The 17,918-nt window shown below is 49.0% G+C and carries 14 protein-coding genes and 1 pseudogene; 5 read left to right on the plus strand and 10 right to left on the minus strand.

The genetic code is table 11. The features are described 5' to 3' along the window. Nucleotides 1-183: 183 nt before the first annotated feature. From ihfB to HU143_RS14545, 7 genes are all read right to left on the minus strand, one after another. On the minus strand, nucleotides 184-468 hold the full coding sequence (gene ihfB / locus HU143_RS14515; RefSeq protein ID WP_000167332.1) for an integration host factor subunit beta: 285 nt from the start codon (nucleotides 466-468) through the stop codon (nucleotides 184-186). A 155-nt stretch (nucleotides 469-623) separates the two neighbouring features. Continuing rightward, nucleotides 624-2,297 carry a 30S ribosomal protein S1 gene (gene rpsA / locus HU143_RS14520; RefSeq protein WP_000140324.1) on the minus strand — a complete coding sequence of 558 codons (1,674 nt, stop codon included), beginning with the start codon at nucleotides 2,295-2,297 and terminating at the stop codon, nucleotides 624-626. A 113-nt stretch (nucleotides 2,298-2,410) separates the two neighbouring features. After that, nucleotides 2,411-3,094 carry a (d)CMP kinase gene (cmk, locus tag HU143_RS14525; protein WP_000125007.1) on the minus strand — a complete coding sequence of 228 codons (684 nt, stop codon included), beginning with the start codon at nucleotides 3,092-3,094 and terminating at the stop codon, nucleotides 2,411-2,413. A gap of 172 nt (nucleotides 3,095-3,266) precedes the next feature. Beyond that, nucleotides 3,267-4,028: a M48 family metallopeptidase gene (locus HU143_RS14530; protein ID WP_000792301.1), complete on the minus strand. Its 762-nt coding sequence runs from the start codon at nucleotides 4,026-4,028 to the stop codon at nucleotides 3,267-3,269. A gap of 142 nt (nucleotides 4,029-4,170) precedes the next feature. Further along, entirely contained in the window at nucleotides 4,171-5,454 is a 1,284-nt protein-coding gene (gene aroA / locus HU143_RS14535; RefSeq protein ID WP_001727827.1) for a 3-phosphoshikimate 1-carboxyvinyltransferase, read from the minus strand. 70 nt (nucleotides 5,455-5,524) lie between these two features. Further along, the gene (serC, locus tag HU143_RS14540) at nucleotides 5,525-6,613 is read right to left on the minus strand and encodes a 3-phosphoserine/phosphohydroxythreonine transaminase (RefSeq protein WP_000079590.1); all 1,089 of its coding nucleotides are present in this window, start codon (nucleotides 6,611-6,613) and stop codon (nucleotides 5,525-5,527) included. Nucleotides 6,614-6,798: 185 nt separating this feature from the next. Next, on the minus strand, nucleotides 6,799-7,491 hold the full coding sequence (locus HU143_RS14545; protein ID WP_000642868.1) for a DUF421 domain-containing protein: 693 nt from the start codon (nucleotides 7,489-7,491) through the stop codon (nucleotides 6,799-6,801). A gap of 136 nt (nucleotides 7,492-7,627) precedes the next feature. Between HU143_RS14545 and ycaO the strand changes: the two genes are divergently transcribed. The 3 genes from ycaO to pflB all read left to right on the plus strand — a co-directional run bounded on the left by ycaO (nucleotide 7,628) and on the right by pflB (nucleotide 12,992). Next, nucleotides 7,628-9,388, plus strand: a complete 1,761-nt coding sequence (gene ycaO / locus HU143_RS14550; protein ID WP_023227167.1) for a 30S ribosomal protein S12 methylthiotransferase accessory factor YcaO — start codon at nucleotides 7,628-7,630, stop codon at nucleotides 9,386-9,388. A 404-nt stretch (nucleotides 9,389-9,792) separates the two neighbouring features. Beyond that, complete coding sequence (gene focA / locus HU143_RS14555) at nucleotides 9,793-10,650, plus strand: formate transporter FocA (protein WP_000642539.1); 858 nt, start codon at nucleotides 9,793-9,795, stop codon at nucleotides 10,648-10,650. Between the two features lie 59 nt (nucleotides 10,651-10,709). Next, nucleotides 10,710-12,992: a formate C-acetyltransferase gene (pflB, locus tag HU143_RS14560; RefSeq protein ID WP_001292799.1), complete on the plus strand. Its 2,283-nt coding sequence runs from the start codon at nucleotides 10,710-10,712 to the stop codon at nucleotides 12,990-12,992. Between the two features lie 144 nt (nucleotides 12,993-13,136). Here pflB and tnpA read toward each other — a convergent pair whose 3' ends face one another. After that, a complete protein-coding gene (gene tnpA / locus HU143_RS14565) occupies nucleotides 13,137-13,595 on the minus strand; it encodes an IS200/IS605-like element IS200F family transposase (protein WP_053505608.1) in 459 nt (152 codons plus the stop codon). Between the two features lie 185 nt (nucleotides 13,596-13,780). Continuing rightward, the gene (gene sopD2 / locus HU143_RS14570; protein WP_023227588.1) at nucleotides 13,781-14,740 is read right to left on the minus strand and encodes a type III secretion system effector SopD2; all 960 of its coding nucleotides are present in this window, start codon (nucleotides 14,738-14,740) and stop codon (nucleotides 13,781-13,783) included. Nucleotides 14,741-14,870: 130 nt separating this feature from the next. Between sopD2 and HU143_RS24575 the strand changes: the two are divergent. Beyond that, a pseudogene (locus HU143_RS24575) lies at nucleotides 14,871-15,194 on the plus strand (cytoplasmic protein). A 118-nt stretch (nucleotides 15,195-15,312) separates the two neighbouring features. Next, nucleotides 15,313-16,110, plus strand: coding sequence for a pyruvate formate lyase 1-activating protein (pflA, locus tag HU143_RS14575; protein WP_000067928.1), 798 nt, complete (start codon nucleotides 15,313-15,315; stop codon nucleotides 16,108-16,110). 292 nt (nucleotides 16,111-16,402) lie between these two features. On the opposite strand, the gene HU143_RS14580 is transcribed toward pflA, so the two are convergent. Further along, entirely contained in the window at nucleotides 16,403-17,824 is a 1,422-nt protein-coding gene (locus HU143_RS14580; RefSeq protein WP_001134264.1) for an APC family permease, read from the minus strand. Nucleotides 17,825-17,918: the final 94 nt, after the last annotated feature.

Genomic DNA, 17,918 nt, shown 5'->3' on the forward strand with positions numbered 1-17,918 from the left:
TCTGGAGGGGATTTTGTGCTATACGGCGCGGATTCCAGGTTTTTTACCTGATAAATGTAAGACGCAGCAAAAAATGCGAAACGTTTTCCAGTTTTCGGTCGAATAGCGTTTGCGTCTGACAGCGTATAAATGAAAAAAGCACCCTGACGGTGCTTTTTTCGGGTTCAAGTTTTGCGTTAAAACTTAACCGTAAATATTGGCGCGATCGCGCAGTTCTTTACCCGGTTTAAAGTGAGGAACGTATTTTCCTTCCAGTTCCACTTTATCGCCGGTCTTGGGGTTACGTCCGGTACGAGGCGCGCGGTAATGCAAAGAAAAACTGCCGAAACCGCGGATTTCAATACGCTCGCCCTGCGCAAGAGTCGAGGCCATATGCTCCAGCATCTCTTTTACCGCGTCTTCAACCGCCTTAGCGGGAATGTGAGATTGCTGGGTTGCAAGTCTTTCAATCAATTCTGACTTGGTCATGATTCCTCCGGTTCCTTAAAGGCAAATTGGCTGCAGCCGTGAGATTGATTAAGGGCGGCCGTAGCCGCCCTTAGTGCTTGATTACAGGCCGAAACCTGCAATCTGTCAAGTAATCTCGTTATACTTCGGACTAAAAGGCCCGAAGTTTCAGAGGATTACTCGCCTTTAGCTGCTTTGAATGCTTCAGCCATTGCGTTGTTAGAGAAGTTTGCATCTTCCTGTTTGTTAACAGTTGCGATGGCATCTTTCTCGTCAGCTTCGTCTTTCGCACGAACAGACAGGCTGATTGCACGGTTTTTACGATCAACGCCGGTGAATTTAGCTTCAACGTCGTCGCCAACGCTCAGAACCAGAGTCGCATCTTCAACGCGGTCACGGGATGCTTCAGAAGCACGCAGGTAACCTTCAACGCCATCAGCCAGTTCTACGGTTGCGCCTTTCGCGTCAACTGCAGTGACTTTACCGGTTACGATAGCGCCTTTCTTGTTCAGAGCAACCCAGTTGTTGAACGGATCTTCGGCGAGCTGTTTAACGCCCAGGGAGATACGTTCACGTTCTGCGTCAACCTGCAGAACAACTGCAGCGATTTCGTCGCCTTTTTTGTATTCACGAACTGCTTCTTCGCCTGCAACGTTCCAGGAGATGTCAGACAGGTGAACCAGGCCGTCGATGCCGCCGTCCAGGCCGATGAAGATACCGAAGTCAGTGATAGACTTGATTTTACCTTCAACGCGGTCGCCCTTGTTGTGGGTTTCTGCGAACTGCTGCCACGGGTTAGATTTGCACTGCTTCAGACCCAGGGAGATACGACGACGTTCTTCGTCGATATCCAGAACCATCACTTCCACTACGTCGCCAACGTTAACCACTTTGGACGGGTGGATGTTTTTGTTGGTCCAGTCCATTTCGGAAACGTGAACCAGGCCTTCAACGCCTTCTTCGATTTCAACGAAGCAGCCGTAGTCGGTCAGGTTGGTCACGCGACCGGTCAGTTTGGTACCTTCCGGATAACGTTTAGCGATAGCAACCCACGGATCTTCGCCCAGCTGTTTCAGGCCCAGGGATACACGGGTACGCTCGCGGTCGAATTTCAGCACTTTCACGTTGATTTCGTCGCCAACGTTCACGATTTCGCTCGGATGCTTAACGCGTTTCCATGCCATATCAGTGATGTGCAGCAGGCCGTCAACGCCGCCCAGATCAACGAATGCACCGTAGTCAGTGAGGTTCTTAACGATACCTTTAACTTCCATGCCTTCCTGCAGGTTTTCCAGCAGCTGATCGCGTTCTGCGCTGTTTTCGGATTCGATAACGGCACGACGAGAAACCACAACGTTGTTACGTTTCTGGTCCAGCTTGATTACTTTGAATTCAAGCTCTTTGCCTTCCAGGTGCAGAGTGTCACGCACCGGACGAACGTCTACCAGAGAACCTGGCAGGAACGCGCGAATACCGTTCAGCTCAACAGTGAAGCCACCCTTAACTTTGCCGTTGATAACACCGGTAACAGTTTCAGCATCTTCGTAAGCTTTTTCCAGCGTGATCCATGCTTCGTGACGTTTAGCTTTCTCACGAGAGAGCAGAGTTTCACCGAAGCCGTCTTCTACTGCATCCAGAGCAACGTCAACTTCGTCACCAACCTGGATTTCCAGTTCGCCCTGGGCGTTTTTGAACTGCTCAGCCGGAATGGCAGACTCAGATTTCAGACCGGCGTCAACCAGTACTACGTCTTTGTCGATAGCAACAACAACACCACGAACGATGGAACCCGGGCGGGTTTCGATTTCTTTTAAGGATTCTTCAAAGAGTTGAGCAAAAGATTCAGTCATGTTTAATCTTCAGGTTTCATATTTAACGTCCACCTGGCTCCGTGCCGGATGGGGTTGTTTAACATACCCGCTGTCAATCCTTTGCAACGGGGGTACTACAAATTCGGTCGCATTTAAGCGAGAGCCAATTTTTGGCGCGCATATTGTAACGCTTTTTCAATCACTTGCTCAATGCTTAATCGGGTAGAATCCAAAACTAATGCATCAGCAGCAGGAACTAACGGCGCTACAGCGCGATTACGATCGCGATCGTCGCGTTCCTTGATCTCGGCCAAAAGGCGTTCAAAGTTAACACTAAAGCCATTCTCCTGCAACTGTAGCATACGTCGATGCGCACGTTCCTCCGAGGAGGCGTCAAGGAAAATTTTTACCGGCGCATCCGGGAAGACCACGGTCCCCATATCGCGTCCATCGGCGATTAAACCAGGCGCTTCGCGGAATGCACGTTGGCGGCGAAGAAGCGCTTCACGCACGCGTGGGAATGCCGCCACCTGGGATGCCGCGTTCGCGACTTCCTGCGTACGGATTTCGCCGCTAACGTCCTCCCCTTCCAGGATAACTTCCAGGTTGCCGTCCGTTGAGACGAAACGCACGTCCAGATGGGACGCCAGCGGCACCAGCGCATCTTCAGAGGCGAGATCGACATGGTGATGCAATGCCGCCAGCGCCAGTACGCGGTATATCGCGCCGGAATCCAGCAGATGCCATTGCAATGCTTCCGCCATTGCTTTGCACAAGGTGCCTTTACCTGCACCGCTTGGGCCATCAATGGTTATAACCGGGGCAATTGCCGTCATCTTTATCTCCTTAAACAGGCGTACCGTTAACGTAAACGCCGCGCATTATACGCGCCAACGCTCGCGACCGTTAACGTTGCGTGCAAAAACCAGTTTTGTCTGTAATCAGATGCGGAATAATTGCGCAATTATAGCGGGCCGGCGAGAAACCAGCCCGAAAGATGACAATGATTTACTTTTTATCTTCGGCAATTCTGTCGCGCATATGCTGCGCGCGATCGGCTGAGGCCGGGTGGGAGTCCATCAATGATTTTGCATGGCCTGCGTCCATTGTGGCGAATTTATCGAATGCCGTGACTAAGCCCTGGGTGTTAATCCCGCGTTTTTTCAGCAGATCGTAAGAAAAGTCATCCGCATCCGACTCCTGACTGCGAGAAAACGCCGAATTGATGACGCCTTCCGCCAGATCGCCCAATTGAGACTGGGAAAGCTGCGCTGCGACGCCGCTGGTGGCGGAAATCGCATCGCGAGCCGCCAGCGTGGCATAGGCGGTCTGCATTGCCTTGCGAGAGTGCCCTAAAGAGACATGGCCCAGTTCATGGCCCAGTACGCCTTCAATTTCATTATCGGTCATCAGATCCATCAGGCCGGAGTATACGCGAACGCAACCGTTCGCCATCGCCCATGCGTTGATATCGCTGGTCATATAGACTTTATAGCTAACCGGCGTACCGTCAATGTTGTTACCCAGCGCTTTAGCGATTTTGCTCAGACGTTTGGTGTATTTGCTTTTCGAACCTGCCAGTTGATTCTCGCTGTCCATTTGTTTACAGGCATTATTAGATAATGCTTTAACATCCGCATCGGACAGTGTGGCGGCTTTGTAGGCTGACATGCCGGAACTGGCGATTAAATTGCCATTCACGCCATTTTTACATCCTGCCAGTAGCGTAGCGGAAATCGCCACCGCCAGTAGTAATGATTTATTTTTCATACTAATCTTCCGTTGATAACTATTATAAAAAACACATAAATCAATGTGTTAAATCATCAACAAATTAGCATTAGTCATAATTGTAAAAATAGTGCGAATGCGGACTCGGCGCGCCAGCCCGTCGACTGGCGCAACAGAAAAATTAGGCAGGCGTGCTCATCCGCGCCAATTGTTCGAAATAATCAGGGAACGTTTTTGCAGTACATTTAGGGTCCAGGATCGTGACTGGCGTATCGGACAGTGCGACCAGTGAGAAGCACATCGCCATACGGTGGTCGTTGTACGTGCCAATATCCGCGTGTTGGAGCTTCGCCGGCGGCGTGATACGAATATAGTCGTGCCCTTCTTCGACTTCAGCGCCCACTTTACGTAGCTCGGTCGCCATCGCGAACAGGCGATCGGTTTCTTTCACTCGCCAGTTATAAATATTGCGCAACGTCGTGGTTCCTTTCGCAAACAGCGCCGTGGTGGCAATCGTCATCGCCGCATCCGGAATATGGTTCATATCCATATCTATGGCGTGCAATTCGCCGCGCGTGCAGGCAATAAAATCATCGCCCCAGGTAATAGTCGCGCCCATTTTCTCCAGCACATCGGCAAAACGAATATCGCCCTGCATACTTTTGCGGCCAATCCCGGTCACTTTTACCGTGCCGCCTTTTATCGCCCCGGCGGCGAGAAAATAGGACGCTGACGAGGCATCGCCCTCGACCAGATAGCGACCCGGAGAGTGATACTGTTGACCGCCCTTCACGACAAATTGTTGGTAGTGATGGTTCGTTATCTCCACGCCAAAGGTTTTCATTAAATTTAGCGTGATATCGATGTAAGGTTTTGATACCAGTTCGCCTTTAACGCGAATAATTGTGTCTTCAGGCGCCAGCGGCGCCGTCATCAGCAGAGCGGTCAGGAACTGGCTGGAAACGCTACCATCAACCTCAATGTCGCCGCCGGTAAAACCGCCGCGCAGACGCAGGGGCGGATAATTTTCCTGCTCCAGGTAATCAATATTCGCCCCGCCCTGACGCAGCGAATCAACCAGATGGCCTATCGGACGCTCTTTCATACGCGGTTCGCCGGTTAACACTATCTCATTTTGCCCCAGACATAGCGCTGCCGCTAACGGACGCATCGCGGTTCCGGCATTACCGAGAAACAGTTCCAGAGCGCCTGACGCGCGTAATGGGCCGCCATTACCCGTAATGTCACAGCGGGTGCGATCGGCAGAAAGGGTGTAATTGATCCCCAACGCGCTCAGGGCATTGAGCATATGGCGGACGTCATCGCTATCCAGCAGATTCGTCAGAACGGTTTTACCACAAGCTAAAGCCGCCAGGAGCAAAGCACGGTTTGAAACACTTTTGGAGCCAGGTAAATTAATGGCGCCGTCGACCCGCGCGATGGGTTGTAACGTCAGGGATTCCATGAAACTCAACTCTCAAAAAACAGAAATAAAAACCCCACAGACTGGCCGTGGGGATGAAAAAAGAAACGTATTAGCCGTGGCGACGCTCAAAATCGATCATGAAATCGGTCAGCGCTTTCACCCCTTCAATTGGCATGGCGTTATAGATAGAGGCGCGCATACCGCCAACAACACGGTGCCCTTTTAAGGCGTGCAGACCGGCGGCGAAAGACTCTTCCAGAAAGACCTTGTCCAGCGCATTGTCCGCTAACTGGAACGGAACGTTCATCCGTGAACGGTTGGCCTGTGCGACATCGTTACGGTAGAAATCGCTGTTATCAATCACACCGTACAGCAACTCCGCTTTTTGCTGATTGATTTTGTGCATCGCCGCCACGCCGCCCTGCGCTTTCAACCATTTGAACACCAGACCGGAAAGATACCAGGCGAAAGTCGGCGGTGTATTAAACATCGAGTCGTTATCATTCAGGACGGTGTAGTCGAGGATGGACGGGCAGCTCTCATGCGCCTTGCCTAACAGATCCTCCCGGACGATAACCAGCGTCAGTCCTGCCGGACCGATGTTCTTCTGCGCGCCAGCATAAATTACGCCATAGCGAGAGACATCCAGCGGCGCAGACAGAATGGTAGAAGAAAAATCCGCCGTGACGACCACTTCCGGGCCAAAATCAGGCGTTTCATCGATGGCGATGCCGTCAATGGTCTCATTCGGGCAATAGTGTAAATAAGCGGCGTTATCGGAAAGCTGCCACTCGCGCATCGGTTTTACGGCACGTTTGCCGTCAACGGTGATTTTGGCGTCGATAATCTGCGGCGCACAGTATTTTTTGGCTTCTTTGATGGCGCTCGCCGCCCAGTAACCGGCATCGACATAATCCGCCGTGGTTTTATCGCCCAGCAGATTGAGCGGCACGCCAGCAAACTGCCCGCGACCGCCGCCGTGACAAAATAAGACTTTATAGTTGGAGGGGATATTAAGGAGATCGCGAAAATCCTGCTCCGCCTCTTCAGCGACCTGGATAAACTCTTTGCCTCGATGGCTAATTTCCATTACCGACGTACCAAGGCCGTGCCAGTCACGCAGTTCCTGTTGCGCCAGTTTAAGTACTTCCGCCGGTAGCATCGCCGGACCTGAACTAAAATTAAAGACCTGAGCCATTTCCCCTCACCACGCTGCATTGTTTCCTGCCTGACAGACATCAGGCAAACGTTATTCATGTGAATATCGGTTTTATCATTCAGTGACACGCGCCGCAATGGGTAAAACAATGCGAGGAGAAAATGCGGCATGCGTCACACAACAGAATCTTCCGGATTAACCGTATAAATCCGATATTTTCGCTGTTAAACAACGCGTTTAGCCCGGCTTGCCTTCGTCCATTCTGGATTTGCGCAGCGCGGACATAATTGCTTTTCCCCGACATTCATGCGTATCACTTCACTGCAACGTACGCAGGCATAGTCGCCAGCCTCCGGCGCCACGATAAAGCGTGGCGTACAGTGCTCAGGAAGAATGCTTAACCCCGGCTTAACGTCTTTATTTTCAAAGAAATAGACGCTGATTTGTCCGTTTGTCTCCAGGATGGCCAGTCTGACCTGCCCCAGTTGCTCAACGCCATTCAAGCGAAGCTCCATAAAAAACTCAAACTCCGTCATGTTCGAGCGCTGCAGTTTTTCCCACGCCAGTTCGCCGTCTTCAACAATGACCACCGACTTGCCTTCCAGCAGATCTTCCAACTTTTCACTATGCGCCATCAGCCACATGACCAGGCGATAGAGCAGCGCCAGGGTGATGAATACCACCAGAACAGGGAGCATCGGAACGTCATCATAAAACGCGACGTCGCCTGCCGCCGATCCCAATGTCAAAATGATCAGCACTTCAAAAAGCGACATTTGCCGTACGCCGCGTCGTCCTGTCACCTTTAAGAAAAGAAACACCAGAACAAAGGTGTAAAAGCTACGCAGCGCCACTTCCCCCAAAAACGCTACCGGCACGTTATCCAGCGCCATTCGTTGCAAATCAAATGCTTTCATTTTTTATGCTCTTCCTGTGAATTCCAGTGTAAAAGCATAGCCAATACTTTTATTTCCGCCGCTGTCCCGGCGAGATAGCGCCCGTCACATAAAACCCGTATCATTGCGCGCTTTCCGTACGACAAAAGTGATTTTCATGACGCAAACATTTATTCCCGGCAAAGACGCCGCGCTGGAAGACTCCATCGCCCGCTTCCAGCAAAAGTTACTCGACCTCGGCTTTCACATCGAAGAGGCCTCCTGGCTGAACCCGGTGCCAAACGTCTGGTCAGTGCATATTCGCGATAAAGAGTGCGCGTTATGCTTTACCAACGGAAAAGGCGCGACCAAAAAAGCGGCGCTGGCCTCGGCGTTGGGCGAATACTTCGAGCGTCTGTCAACCAACTACTTCTTTGCTGATTTTTGGCTTGGCGAAACGGTCGCCAATGGGCCATTCGTGCATTACCCGAACGAAAAGTGGTTCCCGCTGACTGAAAATGACGACGTACCGGAAGGCTTGCTTGATGCCCGTCTGCGCGCGTTTTACGATCCGGAAAATGAACTCACCGGAAGCCAGTTAATTGATCTTCAGTCCGGCAATGAAGCTCGCGGCATCTGTGGCCTGCCATTTACCCGTCAGTCCGATAACCAGACCGTGTATATTCCAATGAATATCATCGGCAACCTGTACGTCTCTAACGGAATGTCCGCCGGCAATACGCGTAATGAAGCCCGCGTTCAGGGACTGTCGGAAGTCTTCGAGCGTTATGTGAAAAATCGCATCATTGCGGAAAGTATCAGTCTGCCGGAGATTCCCGCTGAGGTGATGGCGCGTTATCCGGCGGTAATGGAGTCAATCGCCACGCTGGAAGCCGAGGGTTTCCCGATTTTCGCCTATGACGGCTCGCTGGGCGGTAAGTATCCGGTTATCTGCGTCGTGCTGTTCAACCCGGCTAACGGTACCTGCTTTGCTTCTTTTGGCGCCCATCCTGACTTTGGCGTTGCGCTGGAGCGTACAGTGACCGAGCTACTCCAGGGACGCGGTCTGAAAGATCTTGATGTCTTCACGCCACCAACGTTCGATGATGAAGAAGTCGCGGAGCACACTAATCTGGAGACCCACTTCATCGACTCCAGCGGCCTGATTTCCTGGGATCTGTTCAAACAGGACGCCGATTATCCGTTCACGGACTGGAGTTTTTCCGGCACTACCGAAGAAGAATTCGCCACGCTGATGGCCATCTTTGCTGCTGAAGATAAAGAAGTTTACATTGCCGATTACGAGCATCTCGGCGTATACGCCTGTCGTATTATCGTACCGGGAATGTCTGATATTTATCCTGCCGAAGATCTGTGGCTGGCCAACAACAATATGGGTAGCCATCTTCGTGAGACTCTGCTTTCGCTGCCCGGTAGCGCCTGGAATAAAGAAGATTATCTCAATCTGATTGAACAATTGGATGAAGAAGGTTTTGACGATTTCACCCGCGTGCGTGAACTGTTGGGTCTGGCGACCGGAGCGGACAATGGTTGGTATACACTGCGCGTCGGCGAATTAAAAGCAATGTTAGCGTTAGCGGGCGGCGATTTGGAGCAGGCGCTAATCTGGACAGAATGGACGATGGAGTTCAATTCGTCGGTCTTTAGTCCGGCACGCGCAAACTATTACCGTTGCCTGCAAACTCTGCTGCTCCTGTCGCAAGAAGATGCGCGTCAGCCACTGCAATATCTCAATGCTTTTATAAAAATGTATGGCGCAGAGGCTGTAGAAGCCGCCAGCGCCGCGCTTAGCGGTGAAGCGGCTTTTTATGGAATACCGGCTGTCGACCACGATCTACAAGCGTTCCCGGCGCATCAGTCCTTGTTAAAAGCGTATGATAAATTACAGCGCGCGAAAGCGGCATACTGGTCAAAATAAGGCCATATGAGTGACTTAGGGTAGGTTTACCCTCTCGGCTGCGTTATATTACGGGGCGCCTTTGCGGCCCCGTTTTATTTATTTTCGCTAAACGGCGAAAAATGTAATAACAAGGTTAAATATTGGTTGTTGATATTAAATTAATTGACATATTGATGTTACTTTATTTGTTGATTACTCCATATTAATTAACCGTGCAGCAGGAGGAGTCAGGAAAAAATTCAACTCTATTTATAATTTTTAAAATTTATTTTTATTAGGATAATCAAAAAGTTACACCGTAATTGCATAAAAGCCATGCGACTTACGGGCCTATAAGCCAGGCGAGATATGATCTATATCAAATTCTCATCTATAATGCTTTGTTAGTATCTCGTCGCCGACTTAATAAAGAGAGAGTTAGTGTGAAAGCTGACAACCCTTTTGACCTTTTACTCCCTGCAGCAATGGCCAAAGTGGCTGAAGAAGCAGGCGTCTATAAAGCAACGAAACATCCGCTTAAGACTTTCTATCTGGCGATTACCGCCGGCGTATTCATTTCAATTGCCTTTGTTTTTTATATTACTGCGACAACCGGTACTGGCGCGATGCCTTATGGCATGGCGAAACTTATCGGGGGTATCTGTTTCTCTTTGGGACTGATTCTCTGTGTTATTTGCGGCGCTGATCTCTTCACCTCTACTGTTCTGATCGTTGTAGCTAAAGCTAGCGGTCGCATCACCTGGGGGCAACTGGCTAAAAACTGGTTAAACGTCTATTTTGGTAACCTGATTGGCGCTCTGCTTTTCGTGTTACTGATGTGGCTTTCCGGCGAGTATATGACTGCCAACGGTCAATGGGGACTTAACGTCCTGCAAACCGCCGACCACAAAATGCACCACACTTTTATTGAAGCTGTCTGCCTCGGTATTCTGGCGAACCTGATGGTTTGTCTGGCCGTGTGGATGAGCTACTCAGGTCGTAGCCTGATGGACAAAGCGTTCATCATGGTACTGCCCGTCGCCATGTTTGTCGCCAGCGGTTTTGAGCACAGTATCGCAAACATGTTTATGATTCCTATGGGTATTGTAATACGCGATTTCGCTACACCGGAGTTTTGGACCGCAGTCGGTTCGTCTCCGGAAAGTTTTTCTCACCTGACCGTGATGAGCTTCATCACTGATAACCTGATTCCGGTCACGATCGGTAATATTATCGGCGGCGGTTTGTTGGTCGGGTTGACATACTGGGTCATTTACCTGCGTGGTAACGAGCATCATTAATCTGTTGATGCCCATTACACGCAGTAAATAAAAAATCCACTTAAGAAGGTAGGTGTTACATGTCCGAGCTTAATGAAAAGTTAGCCACAGCCTGGGAAGGTTTTACCAAAGGTGACTGGCAGAATGAAGTAAACGTCCGTGACTTCATTCAGAAAAACTACACTCCGTATGAGGGTGACGAGTCCTTCCTGGCTGGCGCTACTGACGCGACCACCAAGCTGTGGGACAGCGTAATGGAAGGCGTTAAACAGGAAAACCGCACTCACGCGCCTGTTGACTTTGACACCTCCGTTGCTTCCACCATCACTTCTCACGACGCTGGCTACATCAACAAAGCGCTTGAGAAAATTGTTGGTCTGCAGACTGAAGCTCCGCTGAAGCGTGCGATTATCCCGTTCGGCGGCATCAAAATGGTTGAAGGTTCCTGCAAAGCGTACAATCGCGAGCTGGACCCAATGATCAAAAAAATCTTCACCGAATACCGTAAGACTCACAACCAGGGCGTGTTCGACGTTTATACTCCGGACATCCTGCGTTGCCGTAAATCCGGCGTTCTGACCGGTCTGCCGGATGCGTATGGCCGTGGCCGTATCATCGGTGACTACCGTCGCGTAGCGCTGTACGGTATCGACTACCTGATGAAAGACAAATTCGCACAGTTTACGTCTCTGCAATCCGATCTGGAAAACGGCGTAAATCTGGAAGCGACTATCCGTCTGCGTGAAGAAATCGCTGAACAGCACCGCGCTCTGGGTCAGATCAAAGAAATGGCAGCTAAATACGGCTGCGATATCTCTGGTCCGGCGACTAACGCTCAGGAAGCAATCCAGTGGACTTACTTCGGTTACCTGGCTGCGGTTAAATCTCAGAACGGCGCAGCAATGTCCTTCGGTCGTGTATCCACCTTCCTGGATGCGTACATCGAACGTGACCTGAAAGCAGGCAAAATCACCGAGCAAGACGCACAGGAAATGATTGACCACCTGGTCATGAAACTGCGTATGGTTCGCTTCCTGCGTACTCCTGAATATGATGAACTGTTCTCCGGCGACCCGATTTGGGCAACCGAATCTATCGGTGGTATGGGCGTTGATGGCCGTACTTTGGTCACCAAAAACAGCTTCCGCTTCCTGAACACCCTGTACACCATGGGGCCGTCTCCGGAGCCGAACATCACCGTTCTGTGGTCTGAAAAACTGCCGCTGAACTTCAAGAAATTCGCCGCTAAAGTCTCCATCGACACCTCTTCTCTGCAGTACGAGAACGATGACCTGATGCGTCCGGACTTCAACAACGATGACTACGCTATCGCATGCTGCGTAAGCCCGATGATCGTTGGTAAACAAATGCAGTTCTTCGGTGCGCGTGCAAACCTGGCGAAAACCATGCTGTACGCAATCAACGGCGGCGTTGATGAAAAACTGAAAATGCAGGTTGGTCCGAAATCCGAACCGATCAAAGGCGATGTTCTGAACTTCGACGAAGTGATGGATCGCATGGATCACTTTATGGACTGGCTGGCTAAACAGTATGTCACCGCGCTGAACGTTATCCACTACATGCACGACAAGTACAGCTACGAAGCCTCTCTGATGGCGTTGCACGACCGTGACGTTATCCGCACCATGGCGTGTGGTATCGCAGGTCTGTCCGTTGCGGCTGACTCCCTGTCTGCCATCAAATATGCGAAAGTTAAACCGATTCGTGACGAAGATGGTCTGGCTATCGACTTCGAAATCGAAGGCGAATACCCGCAGTTTGGTAACAACGACGCTCGTGTAGATGACATGGCAGTTGACCTGGTAGAACGTTTCATGAAGAAAATTCAGAAACTGACCACCTACCGTGGCGCTATCCCGACGCAGTCTGTTCTGACCATCACTTCTAACGTTGTGTATGGTAAGAAAACCGGTAACACCCCGGATGGTCGTCGCGCTGGCGCGCCGTTCGGACCAGGTGCTAACCCGATGCACGGTCGTGACCAGAAAGGCGCTGTCGCTTCTCTGACCTCCGTTGCTAAGCTGCCGTTTGCTTACGCGAAAGATGGTATTTCTTATACCTTCTCTATCGTTCCGAACGCACTGGGTAAAGACGACGAAGTTCGTAAGACTAACCTGGCAGGTCTGATGGATGGTTACTTCCACCACGAAGCGTCCATCGAAGGCGGTCAGCACCTGAACGTCAACGTCATGAACCGTGAAATGCTGCTGGACGCGATGGAACATCCGGAAAAATATCCGCAGTTGACCATCCGTGTATCTGGTTACGCAGTACGTTTTAACTCCCTGACGAAAGAACAGCAGCAGGACGTTATTACTCGTACCTTCACGCAGACCATGTAATGGGTTTGACTGAAATTACGCCATAAAAAGCGTACAATAAATATCCTCCGGCATAGCCGGAGGTTTTTCAGATGCGCCTGTAAGGCTCTCTTACCAGCCGCGCCCTAACAGGCGCATACGATCTGACATTTGCATCAAACTTCGTTACTTACGGCCCGTAAACGGGCTGCCCGGATAAGGGATCGATAATTGCTCACCCATTTTATCCTCTTCAAGCTGGTGCTTTATGTAGTCCTGTATCTTCGCCGTATTCTTACCCACCGTATCGACATAGTACCCTCTGCACCAGAACTCCCTGTTCCTGTATTTGAATTTTAGATCCCCAAACTGCTCGTAAAGCATCAGACTACTTTTACGCTTCAGATATCCCATGAAACTCGACACACTCATCTTCGGCAGGATCTCCAGAAGCATGTGAATATGATCTGCACAACATTCTGCTTCCAGAATTCGTACGTTTTTCCATTCACACAATTTTCTTAATATGCTGCCTACTGCCCTACGCTTCTCTCCATAGAACGCTTGTCTTCGGTATTTGGGCGCGAAAACTATGTGATATTTACAGTTCCATCGGGTGTGCGCTAAGCTCTTTTCGTCCCCCATTGGGACCCCCTTTTGATTTCTTATTGAACTTTTGCAGTTGCCAGACCGCAAGATGTTTTAACAAATCAAAAGGGGTTTTAATAACTGGCTTAAAGCTGAAAGCTTTCCGGAACCCCCAGCCTAGCTGGGGGTTTTCCATAGACAAAAAAAAGGCTCCATGTCAGTGGAGCCTTTTTAATGACTTTTTATATAAGCATATTTCGACAACTAGGACCTTCACTTATAAATAAAGTGTTATCATGTGTTCTATATATTCTTCTCAGAATAGCATCAATTTCTCTTTTATTATTTTGATAATCATCATAATCCTTATTTAATACATCAGAAAACACCATGGTATTAGTTTCTATTAAATCAGGTGACAATGACGGTTTATATGCTTGTAGCAGATAGCTAAGTATTGGATGAACCATATCAAACAGGACTTCCCCCTCTAATTCCCAGTAACCTATTTTAAAAAATTGGGTAGTAATATTAAAAGACCCCATTTGAAGACAGCGTAGTTTATTCATCTCCTCTTCAGTAAGCGTACCATTCCATTGAACACATGCCATTTTTCGATCTTCTCCAGATCGCATAAGCTTATAAACTTCATCCTTAATGTCATCATCCTCATTAACTGCATCTTTAAGTTCATTAGCAAAGCCTTCTAATAATTCTGGATAGCGAGCAATTTTTTCTCCATATTTAATACATATTTTAAAAAACAACTCTACTTCATCGTCTTCCATCACTTTAAAAGTACAGTTTTCTGAAACGTTGAGGAGACGATGCAAATTACATTTATCAATAACCTTGCCATCAATCTCAAATAAAACTTGTGTCTGATTCATATCAAAACGCATAACAAAGCGGTCTTGTTGAGATGGATTAGCATATTGTTTTAATTGTGTAAAGGCATGTATCTTCTCCATGCCGGTTATATCAACATTAAGTTCAGCTTGATTTTCACGTTCACATCCATGGATGAGTGTATATAATACCTCCAGCACCTCTTTTTTTTTGTGTGTTCTGAAGCAGTCCTTAAATCTATCCCATACCCCCATGTATAGCGCTTCTTCTTTATCAGGACTCATCAAACGGGTTAGCCGTGAAGCATTAACTTCATAGTTATGACGATTACCAAAACTTAACGTAACTGGCATAATAACTCCCTTGATTATTTACCGCGAAAGCAAAATCCAATCCGTTGCTCTCATTTTTTGATTAAAACCACACTCTATTTAAGAGATTGAATCAGTCCGGGTTTAGAAATGACATCAGATTTACACCTGATTGCGCGTTGAATGCAACGCCAGGCACTGGACAGGCGTAACGTTCTTTGGACACATCTGAATTATGTTGAGAATTATTTTTGTTCTGACCACAAAAACGGCATCAACCATTTGAAAAAAGAGACGGTTCATAAACAGCAAAACCAGGACGCTATGGATGATACACTTACAGTATGTATTGCGGTTCGGGCGTTACGAGCTGATGAATGAGCCAGAATTTCTGGCTGTGCGAGTTATGCAGCATAGATTTGCCGTATATTTTATACTGAATAGAGGTAAAATAGCTCCATTGCAGCACATTCTGGAACAGCCACACATTCTGTAGTCCAAAATTTACGCTCGCAGTACCGCTTTTTTACAGGATGCAACCCCCTTACCAGGGTGCTCAACATGCCCGGAATGTGTCCATAAACCCCATGTTATTTAGAGCTAGCCGAAGCGATATGAGTAACTTAACCGATTGTATTACAAATGAAAGTGTTGCAGTAACTGCTGATAAAAAGCCGGTTATTGGTCGCATTCACTCCTTTGAGTCCTGTGGCACCGTTGATGGCCCAGGCATCCGCTTTATTACCTTTTTCCAGGGCTGCCTGATGCGCTGCCTGTATTGCCATAACCGCGACACATGGGATACGCATGGCGGTAAAGAAATCACCGTTGAAGACTTAATGAAAGAGGTGGTGACCTATCGGCATTTTATGAATGCTTCTGGCGGCGGCGTGACGGCATCCGGCGGCGAGGCCATTTTGCAGGCAGAATTTGTACGCGACTGGTTTCGCGCCTGTAAAAAAGAAGGTATCCACACCTGTCTCGACACCAACGGCTTTGTGCGCCGTTATGACCCGGTGATTGATGAACTGCTGGACGTTACCGATCTGGTGATGCTCGATCTCAAGCAGATGAATGATGAGATCCACCAGAATCTGGTCGGTGTCTCCAATCACCGGACGCTGGAATTCGCGCAGTATTTATCAAAGAAAAATGTGAAGGTCTGGATCCGTTACGTTGTCGTTCCCGGCTGGTCTGACGACGATGATTCCGCGCATCGCCTGGGTGAGTTTACCCGCGATATGGGTAATGTCGAAAAAATCGAACTGCTGCCCTATCATGAGCTGGGCAAACATAAATGGGTGGCAATGGGCGAAGAATATAAACTGGATGGCGTGAAGCCGCCTAAAAAAGAGACCATGGAGCGTGTAAAGGGTATTCTTGAGCAGTATGGTCATAAAGTGATGTATTAATCGCCTGCTATCTTATCCGCTTTTAAACGGCTACCCATGACGGTAGCCGTTTTGCTGTCTGGGTAACGCTCTTACCGCTAAAATACCCGACCCCGCCGTCAGACAGGCCTGGTTAACAATATTGCGCTTACCAGGTATTAAATACAGAGTCGCTTATCTGCTGCTGGGTTGAAGGTCTGACAACTATTGCTGCCCCCGGCGCCTGTTAATACCGTGGTCTCCGCCTGGAACCCAGGCACCTGTAACCTTAAAAGGCGCTCGCCTGACAGGAGCGCCGTGGAAAAGAGCGTCGTTATGTGTTTCTACGCGCCAGCAGTGGGAAAATTAATCCCAACCCGACCAGGACAAAAGGTGTCACGATGTTCAACGTCAGCTGGAATGTCCACTCCGGTGTGAACGCCTCCATTTTGGGGAAAATACCGGTAAGGCAGGCAAACGCGGTGAAGGCAAAACACCATATCCCCACAGTTAACGCCAACGCCCGGTTGCGAATAAACACATATTCGGGTTTGTACTTTTGCGCCAGTCGAATGACGGCAATAAAGGCGACGAATACCCACAGATAGCGCAGCGGCATAACGACTGAGTTGAGATTAAGCAGCCATTTGTACAGGTTGTTCATATCGCCGATGCCAAGCGTTGGCAACATAATCAAGATAGCGACCAACACTAATGTCAGTAAATAACCATTAACTGGCGTACCTGAAGCGTTAGTACGACATAAGCGCTGCGGGATATATTTACTGTCTGCATCACCCAGTAAGACTTTCAGTGGCGCATCAATAGAAAACACCAGCGCGGCGATTTGCCCCAGAGTATTGGCAATGGCATAAATCACCATTAATGAATTACCCATATGGTAATACTCACCCAATTTCTGGAATGCATAATATTGCCCATTGGTCATTAAATCGTCAGGTATATGCCGGGAATCAAACATCATTCCCATCGCCAACGAACCGAGGATAGCGCAGACCGCAACCATGACGGCTAAAAAGAGCATCCCCTTCGGAAATTCTTTTCCTGGATTCCGCGTCTGGTTAACATAAGGCGAGATCTTCTCTGCCCCACCAACCGCAAAGACCAACATAGAGATGGTGGTGATATAGGTAAAATCGATATGAGGAATAAATGACTGCCAGGTGATGTTAGTGGTCGCAATTTCAACGTTTGTAATTGCTGGCGCGGTCACTGCCATCACAACATATAAAATTGACATGATAAACATGGCAATTCCGGCCACAGACCCAACAACCTTTAGCGATTTCATCCCCCGGGAAGCAACCCACATAAAGAAAACAAACAATGCCAGCGTCAGCCCCTGCAAGGCAACGACGGTATATTCTTTTATCAACGAGCCGTCGCCTTTTAAAGCCCATCCCAATGCAATGAGTATCGCCTGCGGCTTTTGCGCCAGGTAGGGAATATGCACGACCCAATAAGTCCATGCCGCAAGGTAAGCCAACCCCGGCCCCATCGTATGCTTAATCCAGGTACTGACGCCCCCTTTTCCCTCTTTGAAGGTTGAGCCCAGTTGCCCCACGATTAAGGCATAAGGAATAAAATAGAGCGCAAAAATAAACACCCAGGAGAAGACAACCACTAACCCCTGGTTAGCATAGTTATTGACAACATTGCCGAATCCCCAAACGGTAATAAACGACATCAAGGCGATGTTGTACCATCGCAACTGTTTTTCCTGCACATTCGGCATAACGCGATCCTTCGTGAACACAATGCTATTACTATAAATGAAGCGGGGGATTATGCGCGGTAAAGACGAAGAGAGAAAATAGAGGAGCGCAAAA

Source organism: Salmonella sp. SJTUF14076, from assembly GCF_015534835.1.
In the GTDB taxonomy this organism is placed as follows: Bacteria; Pseudomonadota; Gammaproteobacteria; order Enterobacterales; family Enterobacteriaceae; genus Salmonella; species Salmonella enterica.